14 protein-coding genes are annotated in these 14,422 nt (G+C 31.8%); 11 read left to right on the forward strand and 3 right to left on the reverse strand.

Annotation, left to right across the window (positions count from 1 at the left end; translation table 11 throughout):
- Positions 1 to 129: 129 nt before the first annotated feature.
- The 5 genes from sgtB to CD036_RS08145 all read left to right on the forward strand — a co-directional run bounded on the left by sgtB (position 130) and on the right by CD036_RS08145 (position 4,659).
- Entirely contained in the window at positions 130 to 936 is an 807-nt protein-coding gene (gene sgtB / locus CD036_RS08125) for a monofunctional peptidoglycan glycosyltransferase SgtB (RefSeq protein WP_002509974.1), read from the forward strand.
- Between the two features lie 213 nt (positions 937 to 1,149).
- Positions 1,150 to 1,968 carry a recombination regulator RecX gene (gene recX, locus CD036_RS08130; protein ID WP_002509975.1) on the forward strand — a complete coding sequence of 273 codons (819 nt, stop codon included), beginning with the start codon at positions 1,150 to 1,152 and terminating at the stop codon, positions 1,966 to 1,968.
- Complete coding sequence (locus CD036_RS08135) at positions 1,946 to 2,260, forward strand: YfhH family protein (RefSeq protein ID WP_002509976.1); 315 nt, start codon at positions 1,946 to 1,948, stop codon at positions 2,258 to 2,260. The genes recX and CD036_RS08135 overlap by 23 nt, the downstream gene beginning before the upstream one ends.
- A 14-nt stretch (positions 2,261 to 2,274) precedes the next feature.
- Entirely contained in the window at positions 2,275 to 3,807 is a 1,533-nt protein-coding gene (locus tag CD036_RS08140; RefSeq protein ID WP_002509977.1) for an ATP-binding cassette domain-containing protein, read from the forward strand.
- A gap of 9 nt (positions 3,808 to 3,816) precedes the next feature.
- Positions 3,817 to 4,659: a sugar ABC transporter permease gene (locus tag CD036_RS08145; RefSeq protein WP_103388402.1), complete on the forward strand. Its 843-nt coding sequence runs from the start codon at positions 3,817 to 3,819 to the stop codon at positions 4,657 to 4,659.
- A gap of 34 nt (positions 4,660 to 4,693) precedes the next feature.
- On the opposite strand, the gene CD036_RS08150 is transcribed toward CD036_RS08145, so the two are convergent.
- Positions 4,694 to 5,671 (reverse strand): metal-dependent hydrolase, encoded by a 978-nt coding sequence (locus tag CD036_RS08150; protein ID WP_002509979.1) that lies wholly within the window; start codon positions 5,669 to 5,671, stop codon positions 4,694 to 4,696.
- A gap of 120 nt (positions 5,672 to 5,791) precedes the next feature.
- On the opposite strand from CD036_RS08150, the gene mutY reads away from it, so the two are divergent.
- The 3 genes from mutY (at position 5,792) to CD036_RS08165 (ending at position 9,398) form a co-directional block, all read left to right on the forward strand.
- A complete protein-coding gene (gene mutY / locus CD036_RS08155; protein WP_103388403.1) occupies positions 5,792 to 6,832 on the forward strand; it encodes an A/G-specific adenine glycosylase in 1,041 nt (346 codons plus the stop codon).
- Positions 6,833 to 6,905: 73 nt separating this feature from the next.
- Positions 6,906 to 7,448 (forward strand): nucleoside tri-diphosphate phosphatase, encoded by a 543-nt coding sequence (gene ntdP / locus CD036_RS08160; RefSeq protein WP_002509981.1) that lies wholly within the window; start codon positions 6,906 to 6,908, stop codon positions 7,446 to 7,448.
- 213 nt (positions 7,449 to 7,661) lie between these two features.
- Positions 7,662 to 9,398, forward strand: coding sequence for an ABC transporter ATP-binding protein (locus CD036_RS08165; protein WP_002509982.1), 1,737 nt, complete (start codon positions 7,662 to 7,664; stop codon positions 9,396 to 9,398).
- Positions 9,399 to 9,439: 41 nt separating this feature from the next.
- On the opposite strand, the gene CD036_RS08170 is transcribed toward CD036_RS08165, so the two are convergent.
- A complete protein-coding gene (locus tag CD036_RS08170) occupies positions 9,440 to 10,534 on the reverse strand; it encodes an FUSC family protein (RefSeq protein WP_002509713.1) in 1,095 nt (364 codons plus the stop codon).
- A gap of 68 nt (positions 10,535 to 10,602) precedes the next feature.
- Complete coding sequence (locus CD036_RS08175; protein WP_103388404.1) at positions 10,603 to 11,892, reverse strand: glutamate-1-semialdehyde 2,1-aminomutase; 1,290 nt, start codon at positions 11,890 to 11,892, stop codon at positions 10,603 to 10,605.
- A gap of 80 nt (positions 11,893 to 11,972) precedes the next feature.
- On the opposite strand from CD036_RS08175, the gene bcp reads away from it, so the two are divergent.
- The 3 genes from bcp (at position 11,973) to perR (ending at position 13,936) form a co-directional block, all read left to right on the forward strand.
- Positions 11,973 to 12,428, forward strand: coding sequence for a thioredoxin-dependent thiol peroxidase (gene bcp, locus CD036_RS08180; protein ID WP_002509715.1), 456 nt, complete (start codon positions 11,973 to 11,975; stop codon positions 12,426 to 12,428).
- 6 nt (positions 12,429 to 12,434) lie between these two features.
- On the forward strand, positions 12,435 to 13,385 hold the full coding sequence (locus CD036_RS08185; RefSeq protein ID WP_103388405.1) for a phosphoglycerate dehydrogenase: 951 nt from the start codon (positions 12,435 to 12,437) through the stop codon (positions 13,383 to 13,385).
- Positions 13,386 to 13,480: 95 nt separating this feature from the next.
- Positions 13,481 to 13,936 (forward strand): peroxide-responsive transcriptional repressor PerR, encoded by a 456-nt coding sequence (gene perR, locus CD036_RS08190; RefSeq protein WP_002509717.1) that lies wholly within the window; start codon positions 13,481 to 13,483, stop codon positions 13,934 to 13,936.
- The last annotated feature ends 486 nt before the right edge of the window (positions 13,937 to 14,422 follow it).

The following is a 14,422-nucleotide window of genomic DNA, read 5'->3' on the forward strand; positions in this document are numbered from 1 at the left end:
TAACAATGCGTCTGATTGATGACTCGGTTATACACCCTTGGTCTGATTTTTTAAAGAATATGTAGATAATACTATAAAGTATTGGTAAACTCACATATAATAAGGTGAGTTTAGTAAAGGAGTCAGTGCATGAAAAGAAGCGAACGCGTTAAGAACAAGTCAAAAGATAAACCAGTTTCTAATATGCCTTACCATAACACATATTTTGAACCGATTAAAAAAAACAAGAAAAAGAAAAAAAGCAAAAGTTTAGTTACAACGATATTGCTTACACTAATTATTTTATTAGGGCTGTTTGTAGGGGCAATGTATATGTTGTCTTTGCGCGCAGATGTCGAAGATTTAACTGCAATTGAAGATAAATCTACTTATGTGCCAGTAGACAATATGCCTGATTATACAAAAGGAGCATTTGTGGCTCTTGAAGATGAACGCTTTTTCAAACATAGTGGATTTGATGTAAAAGGTACTTCTAGAGCATTGTTCACGACAATTAGTGATCGTAATGTGCAAGGCGGTAGTACGATTACACAGCAAGTAGTAAAAAATTATTACTATGATAATGAACAAACACTCACGAGGAAAATAAAAGAATTATTTGTAGCACATCGTGTTGAAAAACAATATAGTAAAGATGAAATTTTAAGCTTCTATGTTAATAACATTTACTTTGGTAGTAATCAATATACTATTGAAGGTGCAGCTAACCATTATTTCGGCACTACAACAGATGAAAATAACGTTAACTTGCCTCAAATATCAGTTTTGCAAAGTGCGATATTAGCTAGTAAAATTAATGCACCAAGTGTATATGACATAAATGATATGTCCGATAATTTCACCAATAGGGTGAAGGTAACCTTAGAAAAAATGAAGCAACAAGATTTTATTACAGATTCACAATATCAAGAGGCTATCCAACAATTAGGAGTATAAAGGAATATCTATGACAAACAACATTAAAAATATAGATATGATAATGTATCAAATAATCGAGTAGCTTTTGATTAAATTAACATAAACGATTTTGTATTTGAGCGGTATAGCAGTCAAATTGATAAAGATTTGATTACTGTGTCGCTTTTTTGATATCACTATAATTCCAAAAGCAAGATATATGCGTTATGCTAAGAAAATGGAGTGAGAATAATGCCGAAAATTACGAAAATAGAAGTACAAAAGAAAAACAAAGAACGCTTTAATTTATTTTTAGACGATACTTTCGAAATGGGTATTGATATTAATACGTTGGTCTATTTTAATTTGAAAAAGGATGATGATGTTGATGCTGCTACGATGCAACAAATTCAACAATATGAGCAATACAGGCAAGGTGTTAATTTAGCAATTCAATATATTTCCTATCGTAAACGAACTGAAAAAGAAGTAAGTCAATATTTAATAAAGCAAGAAATTGCTGAAAGCGTCGTAGCGCAAGTTATAGCATATTGTTATGACGAACGCTTAATTGATCATGAAGATTATGCAGAGAGCTTAAAAAATACGATGATTCAAACAACTGATAAAGGTCCAGAAGTATATAAACAAAAATTATATCAGGCAGGCATTGAAACATCGATAATTGATAGCTATACAGATTTATATACGCAGCAACAACCTATAGAGAACATTGTCAAAACGGCTCAAAAGATTATTAACCAGAAAAAAGGACCTATCGTAAAACAGAAAGAGAAATTAACTCAATCGATGTTACAAAAAGGCTATACATTCGATACGATTTCAACAATATTGAATGAACTTGATTTTAACACAACTGAAGAAACGCTAGACAATTTATTGCAAGGTGAATTAGAGAAGGTCTATAATAAAAATCGAAGAAAATATGATGGTCAAAAAGTCATTATGAAAACTATAGAAGCTCTTATGAGAAAAGGCTATAAATATGATAAAATTAAAAGTAAACTAGAAGAGAGTGGTATCACAGATGGAACAGAAGAAATTGAGTGAAATGAGTGAACCTGAGTTACGTCATGAAATTCAAGGGTATAAAGAAAAGATGAGAAAAGCCGAAATGAACGGTATATACAATGAGTATGATGTTTACCAAAGTAAAGTGATTATAGCAGAAAGTTACTTAGTAGACAGAACTAAAATTGAACTCGGCAAAATATATAAATTAAACGATGGAAGCAACAATTATTTTAAAGTTGAACGTTTAAAAGGAGTCTTTGCGTGGGGCTTTAGAATCAATAGTAGCGAACCGGAAGAAGGATTACCTGTAGCATTATTAAAATTGTAGAAGGATGAAGATAGATGGGCAGCTCAATTATTTTAAAGTTACTGAATGTAACACATTACTATAGAAATAAGAAGTCTAAGAAGTGGTATAAACCTTTTGGATATGGTGCTGATGACATTGAATTAAATAATATCTCACTACATATTTATCAAGGTGAAGCATTAGGAATAATTGGTGAGCCAGGTGCATCAAAATCGTTGATAGGTCGTATTTTAAGTGGTGAAATAAAACCTGATAAAGGAAAGATTAATAGTAAAAAACCAATCTTTTTTGCAGATGTTGAAGACCGTAAATTACAGCACATTACAGTATCAGAGTTTGTAGCTGAAACACTTCAGCTTTTCCCATATAAAATCTCCAATCATAAAGCAGATCAAATTATGCAATATGCAGGTGTTGCTACACATGCTGAAGAAACTATTCAAACCTTAACTAAAGGTGAATATGCACAACTCCTCTTTACTTTAGCGCGTACATCGCAGGCTGATGTTATTATTTTCAATCAAGTTTTAACACATTTAAAAGATGATTTTGTAGAGAAAGCCATTGCATTAACAGATGAATACATAAAAAATAATCAAACTATTATTATGATTGATGATGATGTCGATAAAATTGCACAAACTAGTAATTATATTGCATGGATTTCCCACGGACAATTGCGCATGGAAGGATCAGTAAACCAGGTTATTCCAGCATTTAGGGATCACGAGAAAGATAGGTTATCGTTACAAACAGATGAAGAAATTGCCAATTTTGATGTCGATTGGAAAAAGAATCGTACGAAGATGCCTGAACTTACTTATAATTTCAAAAGGGTCGAACGTTATAAACATGCTAAACCGCCACTAGCCATAACTCGTTTTTGGACATTATTAATTAGTTTTATTGTAGCTGCTGTCTTTATGGCATTATTAATGTTTAATGACGTTGGTAGACTCCAATTTGCTCAAAGTATTAATCAAGAAACTATTCAAAACCAAAAAAAGGATCCAATTGAAGAAAAACTTGCATATGGTATTGTCTTAGAGCAATCAGTTACAGCAACAGGAATTGGACATAAAGACGAAGTTAAATTAAAGCCGTATAGTTTTTTGACAATTACAGGGGAAAGTTCTAAAGCATATCGCATTGTGATTGATAATAAAAACTACAAATTAAAAAAAGGTGATGTCAGATATTTTGACCCAGCAGGTTTATTTGAATCTCATGATGCGAAAGAGTTAGCACCATATATGCAAAAAAACTATATTAATTACTATGAATATTTTAATAGCCACTTACATAAAAAACATAGTAAAGTCACAGATACATTGGTGCCTGAAAATAATAAAGATAACCGTTTTGTTGTACCTATAGTGTCTCAGCCAATTTCAATGGTGTTTAATGACAATAATAATTTAACTGGTTTCGTTTATCCGATAAAAAATGAAGAAAAATTAAAGGATAAATTTGATATTGATACTAAATTATGGATCGTAAAATCAGGCGACGGATATTTTATGGCAGATTTAACAAATAATAAATGGATTTATATTGAATTGTAGGTGCAAAGGATGATAGATAAATTAATAAATTATAATAAAAAAATTCCTAATTTAATCAACAGTGCACTCTCGTATCAAAAGAGACAATGGAAATGGTTAGTGGTTCCTTTTATATGTAGTTTGCTCTTATTGTTAGTATTAATGGTAATTTTTAACATTAATAATACCGAGGATTTACAACAAGCAAGATGGTTCTTTAGGCTATCTGCATTTGTGACATTTGGATATGTAGCAGTAGCCATTTATTTGAATTATAAACGCTACGTTAGAGTTTATTACACTGGTAAAATGTTCAACATTTCTCCTATAGTAGAAATAATTATTAATACGATAGTGTGGTGTATACTATTATTAATTTTACTAGTTATATTTATATTTAGTACGCCAATAAATATAGAAAGTTCATTTATAACGACTTTATATTTTGTAATTATGGCAGGAATTTTAATTAGCGTAATATCAATTATTATGGGACTTATTACTGTTTTAATGTTCAAATTAGATACGTTGTTTTATATTTGTACTGCAATTACATTTTTTATAGTTCCAATTATTTTTATACCGACTACAAAGCCTTCGATTTTAATGCATATTTTAATGTTAAACCCGGTATTTTATGTTGTAGAAGGTGTGGCTCAATCTGTAGTGTTTGGGGCAATAAGTTTAAACAATGTGCCATATCATTTTTACTTTTACTTTGTAATCGGCATATTATGTGTGTTGGCTTATGCATTAAAGCGTAAGGTGGCGCATGCGAAATATAATTTTCGATATAAAGTTGAACAAAACACAAAAAAAGAAGATGTTAGTTCAAACGACAAAGTAACGACTTCAGAAACATCAACAGATTAAAAAGGCTATGCGTCAATATAGACGCATAACCTTTTTATTTTGCAAATAATTTACGTTGTAGTTTATCTTCACTAAAGACCCAACCTATATAAGAATGCTGAATTGTCATTTCTTTATCGAGAAGGACAATCGCAACAAAGGAATAGTGGCCATTTTTTAAATATCGTAAATCTATTAATCGAATTTCCATGCTACCATCAGCTAAATGTTTAGTTTCCCAGCGGTAAATTGAAGAAAAATTAAGGAAAGTTTTAACATTTTTATCATGTTTAACGTAATCCATTAAATTATTACTTGGTAATGAATGGCGTTTTACTTTTTCGCTAAATACTACGTTTCTACCATAACTTCTTCCTACATAATCATACACATCTGTTTGAATAGCAACTCGCCACTCCATAAATCTGATTGTAGGAGCCACAAAAACTTTTACTAAATTGTGTTCTTGTTTGATTTGGCGTAACGCAGTTTGTCTAATAGCTTTTTGCATTTTAAAACGAATGATATAATAAATCACCAAAATTAAAAAGATTGGGAAAAAAGCCCAATATGGATGTACTCCCATTCCCCATACTACGATACCAAGACACCATAAGATAAATATAATTGGATCAAATGTATTTATCACGCTTAGTTGAATCCATTTATTGGTTATTGGCCGTAGTGCCTGAGTACCATATGAATTAAAAATATCTACAAAAACATGTAAAAATACCGCGAGTTGTGCCCATAACCAAACATGAGTAGCATCAACATTACTAGAAAATGTAAAAACAAGTAATGTGATAAGTAGAGGCCATAAAATAGTGAAAGGTATTGAATGTGTAATGCCTCTATGGTTTGATATATAAGTGGCATTATCTTTCAATTTAAAAACGGTATCGCTATCTGGTATTAGGGATCCAGCGACTAGTGTTGTGGCAGTAGCTGCAAATGACCCTGCCATGGCTGGGTCTTGAGTTGCTAGTGCTGTTAAGCCAATCCCCATGACGATATGTGTACCTGTATCCATATAAGTCACTCATTTCATACATATTTCTTACTATTATATATTATAATTCATCGTAATGAATAACAAAAAGCTAAACTATTGATTTTAATTAATTTTAAACTAGAGAAAGAGTTGTGTTTTATGTATAACGAAAAACGATTCAAAAACAATCTATTGCAATGGTTTGATACAGAACAACGAGCTATGCCTTGGAGAGAAACTAAAAATCCGTACTATATTTGGCTGAGCGAAGTTATGCTACAGCAAACACAAGTTAAAACGGTAATCGATTATTATTTAAGATTTATAGCTCGTTTTCCTACAATTCGTGATTTAAGCGAAGCACATGAAGATGAAGTGCTAAAATTATGGGAAGGACTAGGTTACTATAGTAGAGCGCGTAATTTCCATACCGCAATACGAGATGTACACCAAAATCATAATAGTGAGGTGCCAATGGATCCTAAAACGTTTGGAGCATTAAAAGGTGTTGGGCCATATACACAAGCAGCAGTTATGAGTATTGCCTTTGATCAGCCACTCGCAACTGTGGATGGCAATGTGTTTAGAGTTTGGTCACGATTGAATAACGATACACGTGATACAAAATTACAAACGACAAGAAAAGCCTATGAAGCGGAATTAGCACCTTACGTACAACAAAGCGCAGGTGATTTTAACCAAGCAATGATGGAATTAGGAGCTATGATATGTACACCTAAAGCACCTTTATGTTTATTTTGTCCAGTACAAGAACATTGCGAAGCTTTTGAACAAGGAACTGTAGCGGATTTACCAGTTAAAACAACGAAAGTTAAAAAGAAAGTTATCAAACAACATGTATATTTAGTAAAAAATGAATTCAACGAATACTTAATTACTAAACGTAAAGCAAACTTATTAAATAATATGTGGCAATTTCCGATGTATGATATAGAAGATGAGCACAGTTTAGAGAGTGACATAGGCGTAAATATTAATTTCTACAAGCAATCAAGTTATCAATTAAAGCATCAATTCACACATTTAACTTGGGATATTAAAGTTTTTGAAGCAAAACATATAGTCCATAAAGAAGATATAACATTAACTGCAGATATGGAATGGCTAGATTTAAACCAAAAAGATAATTATAACTTTCCTGTTAGTATGACTAAAATTTATCAGTTTTTGAGAGAATAGCGATTATTTCGCTGACTTAACGCTACTTATGTTATAATCTGAATTGTGAAATTAAGTTAAGGTGGTGTGGAGCATGGTAAAAGAGTCCATACCTAAAGAAGGTCAGACTATTAAAATTCAAAGTTATAAACACGATGGCAATATTCATCGTGTATGGTCTGAAACTACTATATTAAAAGGTACGGATCATGTAATTATTGGAGGAAACGACCATACACTTGTTACAGAAAGTGATGGTAGAACCTGGATTACACGTGAACCAGCAATTGTATATTTTCATTCAGAATTTTGGTTTAATGTTATTTGTATGTTTAGAGAAGATGGTATTTATTATTATTGTAATTTATCGTCGCCATTTGTTTGTGATGAAGAAGCATTAAAATATATAGATTATGATTTAGATATTAAAGTTTATCCAAACGGCAAATATCATTTGTTAGATGAAGATGAATACGAACAACATATGAACCAAATGAATTATTCATCGGATATTGATAAGATATTAAGAAGAAATGTAGATATTCTACAACAATGGATCGAACAAAAGAAAGGTCCATTTGCGCCAGACTTTATTAAAGTGTGGAGAGAACGTTACAAAAAAGTAAGAAACTATTAAGCAGAAATAGTGTTTTTAATGTAAAAATCATTTATAGTGTTATAAGTATTCAAATACATTGCACAATAATATTAATTATTATTTGAATTAGATGAGTGATATTAGGTGTAACAACGATGCTTTTATACTTATGACATATTAGAAGCAGCCTAGTTGGAAATATTCAACTTGGCTGTTTCGTTTGTTACTTTTACTAGAGGGGGGAAACGCATCATGATTCGCAGATATTTAGAATTTGTGAAACCATATAAATGGCGAATCATTGCAACTATTCTTATTGGTATTATTAAATTTGGTATACCGATGTTAATACCATTGTTAATTAAATTTGTGATTGATGATGTTATTAACAATAATGCTATTACCAATGATGAGAAATTTATAAGACTTGGAATTGCAATGGGCATTGCGATTTTCATTTTTGTTATTGTCAGACCGCCAATAGAATATTTAAGACAATATTTAGCACAATGGACAAGTAACAAAATCTTATATGATATTCGTAAAAAATTATACGATCACTTACAAGCTCTGAGTTCTAGATTTTATGCTAATAATCAAGTAGGACAAGTTATCTCTCGTGTGATAAATGACGTAGAGCAAACTAAAGATTTCATATTAACTGGGCTAATGAATATTTGGTTAGATTGTATAACGATTTTAATCGCGTTATCCATTATGTTTGTGCTCGATGTGAAATTGACATTAGCAGCGATAGTTATTTTCCCGTTTTACATTCTGACGGTCTATTACTTCTTTGGTCGTTTAAGAAAATTAACACGTAAAAGATCACAAGCATTAGCTGAAGTTCAAGGATTTTTACATGAACGTGTACAAGGAATGCCAGTTATTAAAAGTTTTGCTATCGAAGATAATGAAGCTCAAAACTTTGATAAACGGAATGTGCATTTTTTAGATCGAGCATTTAAACATACACGATGGAATGCTTATTCTTTTTCAGCTATTAATACTGTAACTGATATTGGACCGCTTATTGTAATTGGTGTGGGTGCTTATTTAGCAATTACAGGTTCGATCACTGTCGGAACATTGGCAGCGTTTGTTGGTTATCTAGAACAACTTTTTGGTCCTTTACGTAGATTGGTATCATCATTTACGACATTGACGCAAAGTTTTGCATCTATGGACCGTGTATTCCAACTTATTGATGAAGATTACGATATAAAAAATAAAAAGGGTGCACAACCATTAGAAATTAAACATGGTAATATTCAACTTAATAATGTAAGTTTCAAATATAATCATGATGAAGCTATGGTGTTGGAAAATATTAACTTAGATATCAAACAAGGTGAAACCATCGCTTTCGTAGGTATGAGTGGTGGCGGTAAATCAACATTGATTAATTTAATACCACGTTTTTATGATACAACATCAGGTAGTATTGACATTGATGGTGTGAATATTAAATCTTATTTAACAGGTAGCTTAAGACATCAAATTGGATTAGTGCAACAAGACAATATTTTATTCTCAGATACTATTAAAGAAAATATACTATTAGGGAAACCTGATGCTTCTGAGGAAGATGTGATTGAAGCGGCTAAAATGGCTAACGCGCATGATTTTATAATGAATCTGCCTAAAGGTTACGATACAGAAGTTGGTGAAAGAGGGGTAAAACTTTCAGGTGGTCAAAAACAACGTGTATCTATTGCGAGAATCTTTTTAAATAATCCACCTATTATTATTTTAGACGAAGCGACTAGTGCTTTAGACTTGGAAAGTGAAGCGATTATACAAGATGCATTGAATGTATTAAGTGAAAATCGGACAACGCTTATTGTAGCGCATCGCTTATCTACTATTACCCATGCAGATAAAATTGTAGTTATGCAAAATGGTCATATTGTTGAAACAGGTACGCATCAAGAATTATTGGCTAAACAAGGTGCTTATGAACACTTATTTAGTATCCAAAATTTATAACAGATAATAAAAAGACCTCTGAATTATCAGAGGTCTTTTTATTATAAATCAAAGTCTTCATCTATAAGCTCTATTTCATCGTCACTTCGATGATATGAAAAGAAACTTATACGTAATCTATCTAAATGCTCTAAGCTATATCGATATTCTTCGATAGCGGAAACAATTTGCATAATATTAGCAAACGAATATGCAGTTTGATATGGGTTTTTAATGATTTCTTTTTGAAAAGCATCAATTAAGTTTTTCTTTTGAGGATTTTCAATTTGTGTATCACTAATACTCGCATCATAACGTGCTTTTTTAGATAAACTGATAAATATTTGTTCATGAAATGATGTTAAACTATCTATTTCTAACTTTATTTGTAACAGCAAATCATTACTTAAATTATAAAGATCATTTTCATAGCGATTCATACGTTTTAAAACTTCATAGGCTTGTTTGGTGCTTCGAACTACTTCTTTAAAGAGTATTTTTTTGCGGTTTTGCGCGAATGCATGTTTTTTCATTAATGGTTTCTCTTCTTCATAATACCCGAAAGTTTGCTCCAGTTTGCTAATGCGGTTACTGATTAGGCTTCTATCTTCTTTAATGTGATGATATTCAGACGTATCATTTAAGACCAATTTTAACCATACAAAAATATCTGTCGAAATATTTAGTGCATTGTAATAAATTTTTGATTCGAATTTTGGTGGTAAGAATACAAAATTGACTAAAGAAGAACTAAGTACACCAATCATAACAAGAACAAATCTGAAAAAAGCAGATACATAGAAGTCACCAGTGTGCTGTCCCATAATAATAAGTGCGGTTACACTTGCTAATGTTGCAACATGAGCTAAATTAAATCTAAATAAAATAGCGATAAGTAAAATGACAGTTACACCCATAATGATAAAGTTATTGCCAAATACCGTGACCATGGCTACGGATAAAATAGCGCCAATCACATTACCGATAGCTTGTTCAGATACCGTTTTGATAGAGCGATATACGCTAGGCTGCATAGCGACTACAGCACTGACACCGGCGACTGCTTTTAAACCTGCTTCATCAGGTAATAAAGAAGCGATAGCCAAAGCAAGTATAATTGATATACCTGTTTTTATAATACGAGCTCCTAATTTCAAGAATTACCGCTCCTTTAAAAAATATTTAATTACACTATTTATACAATGATTAGCAAGAAAATTCAAGTTTATTTCATTTGACTAAATGCATTATCGACAGCTTTTAACGTTGTATCTATATCATCTTCAGTATGTTCTGTAGTTAAGAACCATGCTTCAAATTTAGAAGGAGCTAAATTAATGCCTTGGTGTAACATCAATTTGAAAAATTGTGCAAATGCTTCACCGTCTGAGTTTTCGGCTTGATCGTAATGGGTAACCTTTTCGTCTGTGAAATAGAGTGTTAGTGCACCATATACTCTATTTACCGTAGCAGTTATACCATGTTTAGTAATAAGTTCATTTAACCCGCTTTCTAGACGTTGTCCTAATTGGGATAGTTTATCATAAACACCATCTTGTTCTAAAACTTCTAATAATGCTATACCGGCTTTCATTGATAGAGGGTTACCGGCCATAGTTCCTGCTTGGTAAGCTGGACCTAATGGTGCTACTTGTTCCATAATATCTTGTCTGCCACCATAACCACCGATTGGCAAGCCACCACCGACAATTTTTCCAAAAGCAGTTAAATCTGGATATACTTGATATAAATCTTGTGCTGCACCGTAATGGAAACGAAAAGCGGTAATAACTTCATCATATATTACGAGTGTGCCATTATCATGAGAAATTTTATTTACTTCTTCTAAAAATCCTGGTTGAGGTTCGACCATACCGAAGTTACCGACTATTGGTTCTACTAATACACATGCTACCTCATCACCCCAATAATCAATTGCTTCTTTATATGCATCAAGATCATTATATGGTACTGTTATTACTTCTTTTGCTACACTTTCTGGTACACCAGCTGAATCTGGAGAGCCAAGTTGTGAAGGGCCGCTACCAGCTGCAACTAACACAAGATCTGAATGACCATGGTATTGTCCAGCAAATTTAATAATTTTATTACGCTTAGTATAGGCACGTGCGACACGAATAGTTGTCATTACAGCTTCCGTTCCAGAGTTCACAAAGCGGATTTTTTCTAAAGAAGGGATAGCTTCACGTAGTTTTTTTGCAAAATCAATTTCTAATCTAGTTGGTGTACCATATAGTACCCCTTTAGCAGCTTGTTCTTGAATAGCTTTTGTGATGTGAGGATGTGCATGACCAGTAATAATGGGACCATATGCTTGTAAATAGTCAATATATTTATTGCCGTCCTCATCGATTAAATAAGCACCTTGTCCTTCTTGCATTACTACAGGTGCACCACCACCCACAGCTTTGTAAGAACGAGAAGGTGAGTTAACACCACCTAAAATATAATCATTAGAAAACTGCTGAAGTTTTTCACTTTCAGTGAATTTCATTAATATCAACCTCTTTTAATTTAATATTTTCGTCTATTATCGTATCATAAAATTAATAATATGAAGAAATAGGTGAGTCTATGTTACAAAAAGGAGATCAATTTCCACAATTTGAATTAGAAAATCAAGATGGAGAACTCGTTTCTAATGAAACATTAAAAGGAAGTAAGGCAATATTATATTTCTATCCTCGAGATAATACGCCTACATGTACCACAGAAGCATGTGATTTTAGAGATAATATTGAAGATTTCAATGATCTTGATGTCAAAGTGTACGGCATAAGTGCGGATTCTAAAAAGAAACACCAAAATTTTATCAATAAACATAATTTAAACTTTGATTTACTCGTAGACGAAGATTATCAACTTGCGAATGCCGTTGGTGTTTATCAACTTAAAAAATCATTTGGTAAAGAATCAATGGGAATTGTCAGAACTACATTTATAATAGACGAAGAAGGTATCATTATAGATGTTATTGAAAAAGTAAAAGTTAAAACACAAATGGAAGAGCTTAAAACAATTTTGGGGTGAGTCAATATGAAGGCAGTGAGTTTGAAGCGGTTAGGGCAAATGGAAGAAGTACTTATTGATACTTTTCCGACCGTGGACTTTGTCTTTACAGAAGGTGTATCTGCAATTTCTATCAATGATAGGAAAACATTAGATATATTATTTGGTCATGATAGTAGCTTGGATGAAACTTTCTTACAAGAATGTCCAAACCTTAAATGGTTGGCATGGTACTCAACTGGAGTGAATAAATTACCACTAGACTATTTAAGTAAGAATGAAATAGTAGTGACAAACGGTAAAGGTGTACATGCTAAACAAATGTCAGAGTTTATTATAGGTTACTTATTGGCAGACTATAAAAAAATGAGAACTTCCTATATTAATCAACAACAGCATAAATACGATTCTAAGTTAACCGGTAAACGATTAAATGGAGAAAGTATACTCTTCATCGGAACGGGTAGCATTGCTCAAAAAACAGCCAAAGTAGCTCAGGCAATAGATATGAAAGTTTTAGGGGTTAATACTACAGGCAAGACAGAAGATTACATTGACTATGTCTATCCAATAACGGAGTTGGAACAAGCATTAACTACAGCTGACATCGTCGTTAACTGTCTACCAGAAACTTCAGAGACAATACATCTATTAACAAAAGAACACTTTGAAATAATGAATGACCATACGCTGTTTATGAATGTTGGACGAGGAACAATTGTAAAACATGAGGTATTAATTGATGTCTTAGAGCAAAAACTAATTAGACATGCCTACCTTGACGTTTTTGAGCGAGAGCCATTACCAGCAAATGATAAATTATATGAATTAGATAATGTAACACTTACAGCACATATTACTGGTAACGGTACAGAGAATGCTGAAGATATAACAGAAATATTTAAAAAGAATTTACAATATTTTCTCAATTATGGAAAAATAATTGAGAATCAAGTAGATCTGAAAAAAGGATATTAATAAGGAATAAAGGAATAATATTGACATTGTGCGTGCCTAACAGTTATATTAATATTAAGTAATAATAATTATTAAATAGAAAGATGGTGAGGAAAATGAGTGCAGAAATGGAAACTATCGAACATCAGCTAGAAGATTCGATTGCTTCGTTGAGAACAGCAGGCATCAGAATTACGCCACAAAGACAAGCAATACTGAAATTTTTAATTTCAGCCGAAACACATCCGACAGCTGATGAAATATACCAAGCACTTTCACCTGATTTTCCTAATATAAGTGTTGCTACAATATATAATAACTTACGTGTTTTTAAAGATATCGGTATAGTAAAAGAATTAACTTATGGAGATTCATCAAGTAGGTTTGATTTTAGTACACATAATCATTACCATGTGATTTGCGAAAAGTGTGGTAAGATTGTGGACTTTCACTATCCTCAACTAGATGAAGTTGAACAATTAGCCCAACACGTAACTGAATTTAATGTATCGCATCATCGCATGGAAATTTATGGTGTATGCAAAGCATGTCAAAATGAAGAAGAAAAATAAATAATAAAAGAGAGGTGATAAAAATCACTTCTTTTTTTTTTGTTTATAGCTAAATACTACAATAGTAACAATAAATGTGAAATGTAATAAACAGTAGGCTGTGAAATTTACACAATAATACAAATATATACATTTAAAAAATAATACGTAATAGATATAGTAATATTAAACATAATTTAATAAGAAAATCGATTGACGTTCTATTGTAATCTTGATATTATATAAAAGTCGTCAAAACAAGACGCACCGACGAACAGTTCAAAACATTAAATAAATTTACAAAGTGTAAATTTGGTACTTGTGAAAACGAACTGAACGTTATAGAATATTAAATGTTGAGTTAAGAAAGAAACAAAAATTTAAAAAATAAAAAAATAAATTTATTGTTGACTTAACAAAAACTTAATGTTAGAATAAATTCTTGTAACGCAATAAATGAACATTGAAAACTGAATCGCAATATGTCAACGTTAATTCCAAACACAA

It is taken from the genome of Staphylococcus arlettae, from assembly GCF_002902345.1.
Lineage (GTDB): Bacteria > Bacillota > Bacilli > Staphylococcales > Staphylococcaceae > Staphylococcus > Staphylococcus arlettae.

What these genes read in the sequence shown, in the direction of transcription:
- CD036_RS08145 (WP_103388402.1), top strand. Translation starts at nt 3,817, where the DNA reads ATGATAGATAAATTAATAAATTATAATAAAAAAATTCCTAATTTAATC.
- CD036_RS08165 (WP_002509982.1), top strand. Translation starts at nt 7,662, where the DNA reads ATGATTCGCAGATATTTAGAATTTGTGAAACCATATAAATGGCGAATC.
- bcp (WP_002509715.1), top strand. Translation starts at nt 11,973, where the DNA reads ATGTTACAAAAAGGAGATCAATTTCCACAATTTGAATTAGAAAATCAA.
- mutY (WP_103388403.1), top strand. Translation starts at nt 5,792, where the DNA reads ATGTATAACGAAAAACGATTCAAAAACAATCTATTGCAATGGTTTGAT.
- perR (WP_002509717.1), top strand. Translation starts at nt 13,481, where the DNA reads ATGAGTGCAGAAATGGAAACTATCGAACATCAGCTAGAAGATTCGATT.
- CD036_RS08140 (WP_002509977.1), top strand. Translation starts at nt 2,275, where the DNA reads ATGGGCAGCTCAATTATTTTAAAGTTACTGAATGTAACACATTACTAT.
- ntdP (WP_002509981.1), top strand. Translation starts at nt 6,906, where the DNA reads ATGGTAAAAGAGTCCATACCTAAAGAAGGTCAGACTATTAAAATTCAA.
- CD036_RS08175 (WP_103388404.1), bottom strand. Translation starts at nt 11,892, where the DNA reads ATGAAATTCACTGAAAGTGAAAAACTTCAGCAGTTTTCTAATGATTAT.
- recX (WP_002509975.1), top strand. Translation starts at nt 1,150, where the DNA reads ATGCCGAAAATTACGAAAATAGAAGTACAAAAGAAAAACAAAGAACGC.
- sgtB (WP_002509974.1), top strand. Translation starts at nt 130, where the DNA reads ATGAAAAGAAGCGAACGCGTTAAGAACAAGTCAAAAGATAAACCAGTT.
- CD036_RS08135 (WP_002509976.1), top strand. Translation starts at nt 1,946, where the DNA reads ATGGAACAGAAGAAATTGAGTGAAATGAGTGAACCTGAGTTACGTCAT.
- CD036_RS08150 (WP_002509979.1), bottom strand. Translation starts at nt 5,671, where the DNA reads ATGGATACAGGTACACATATCGTCATGGGGATTGGCTTAACAGCACTA.
- CD036_RS08185 (WP_103388405.1), top strand. Translation starts at nt 12,435, where the DNA reads ATGAAGGCAGTGAGTTTGAAGCGGTTAGGGCAAATGGAAGAAGTACTT.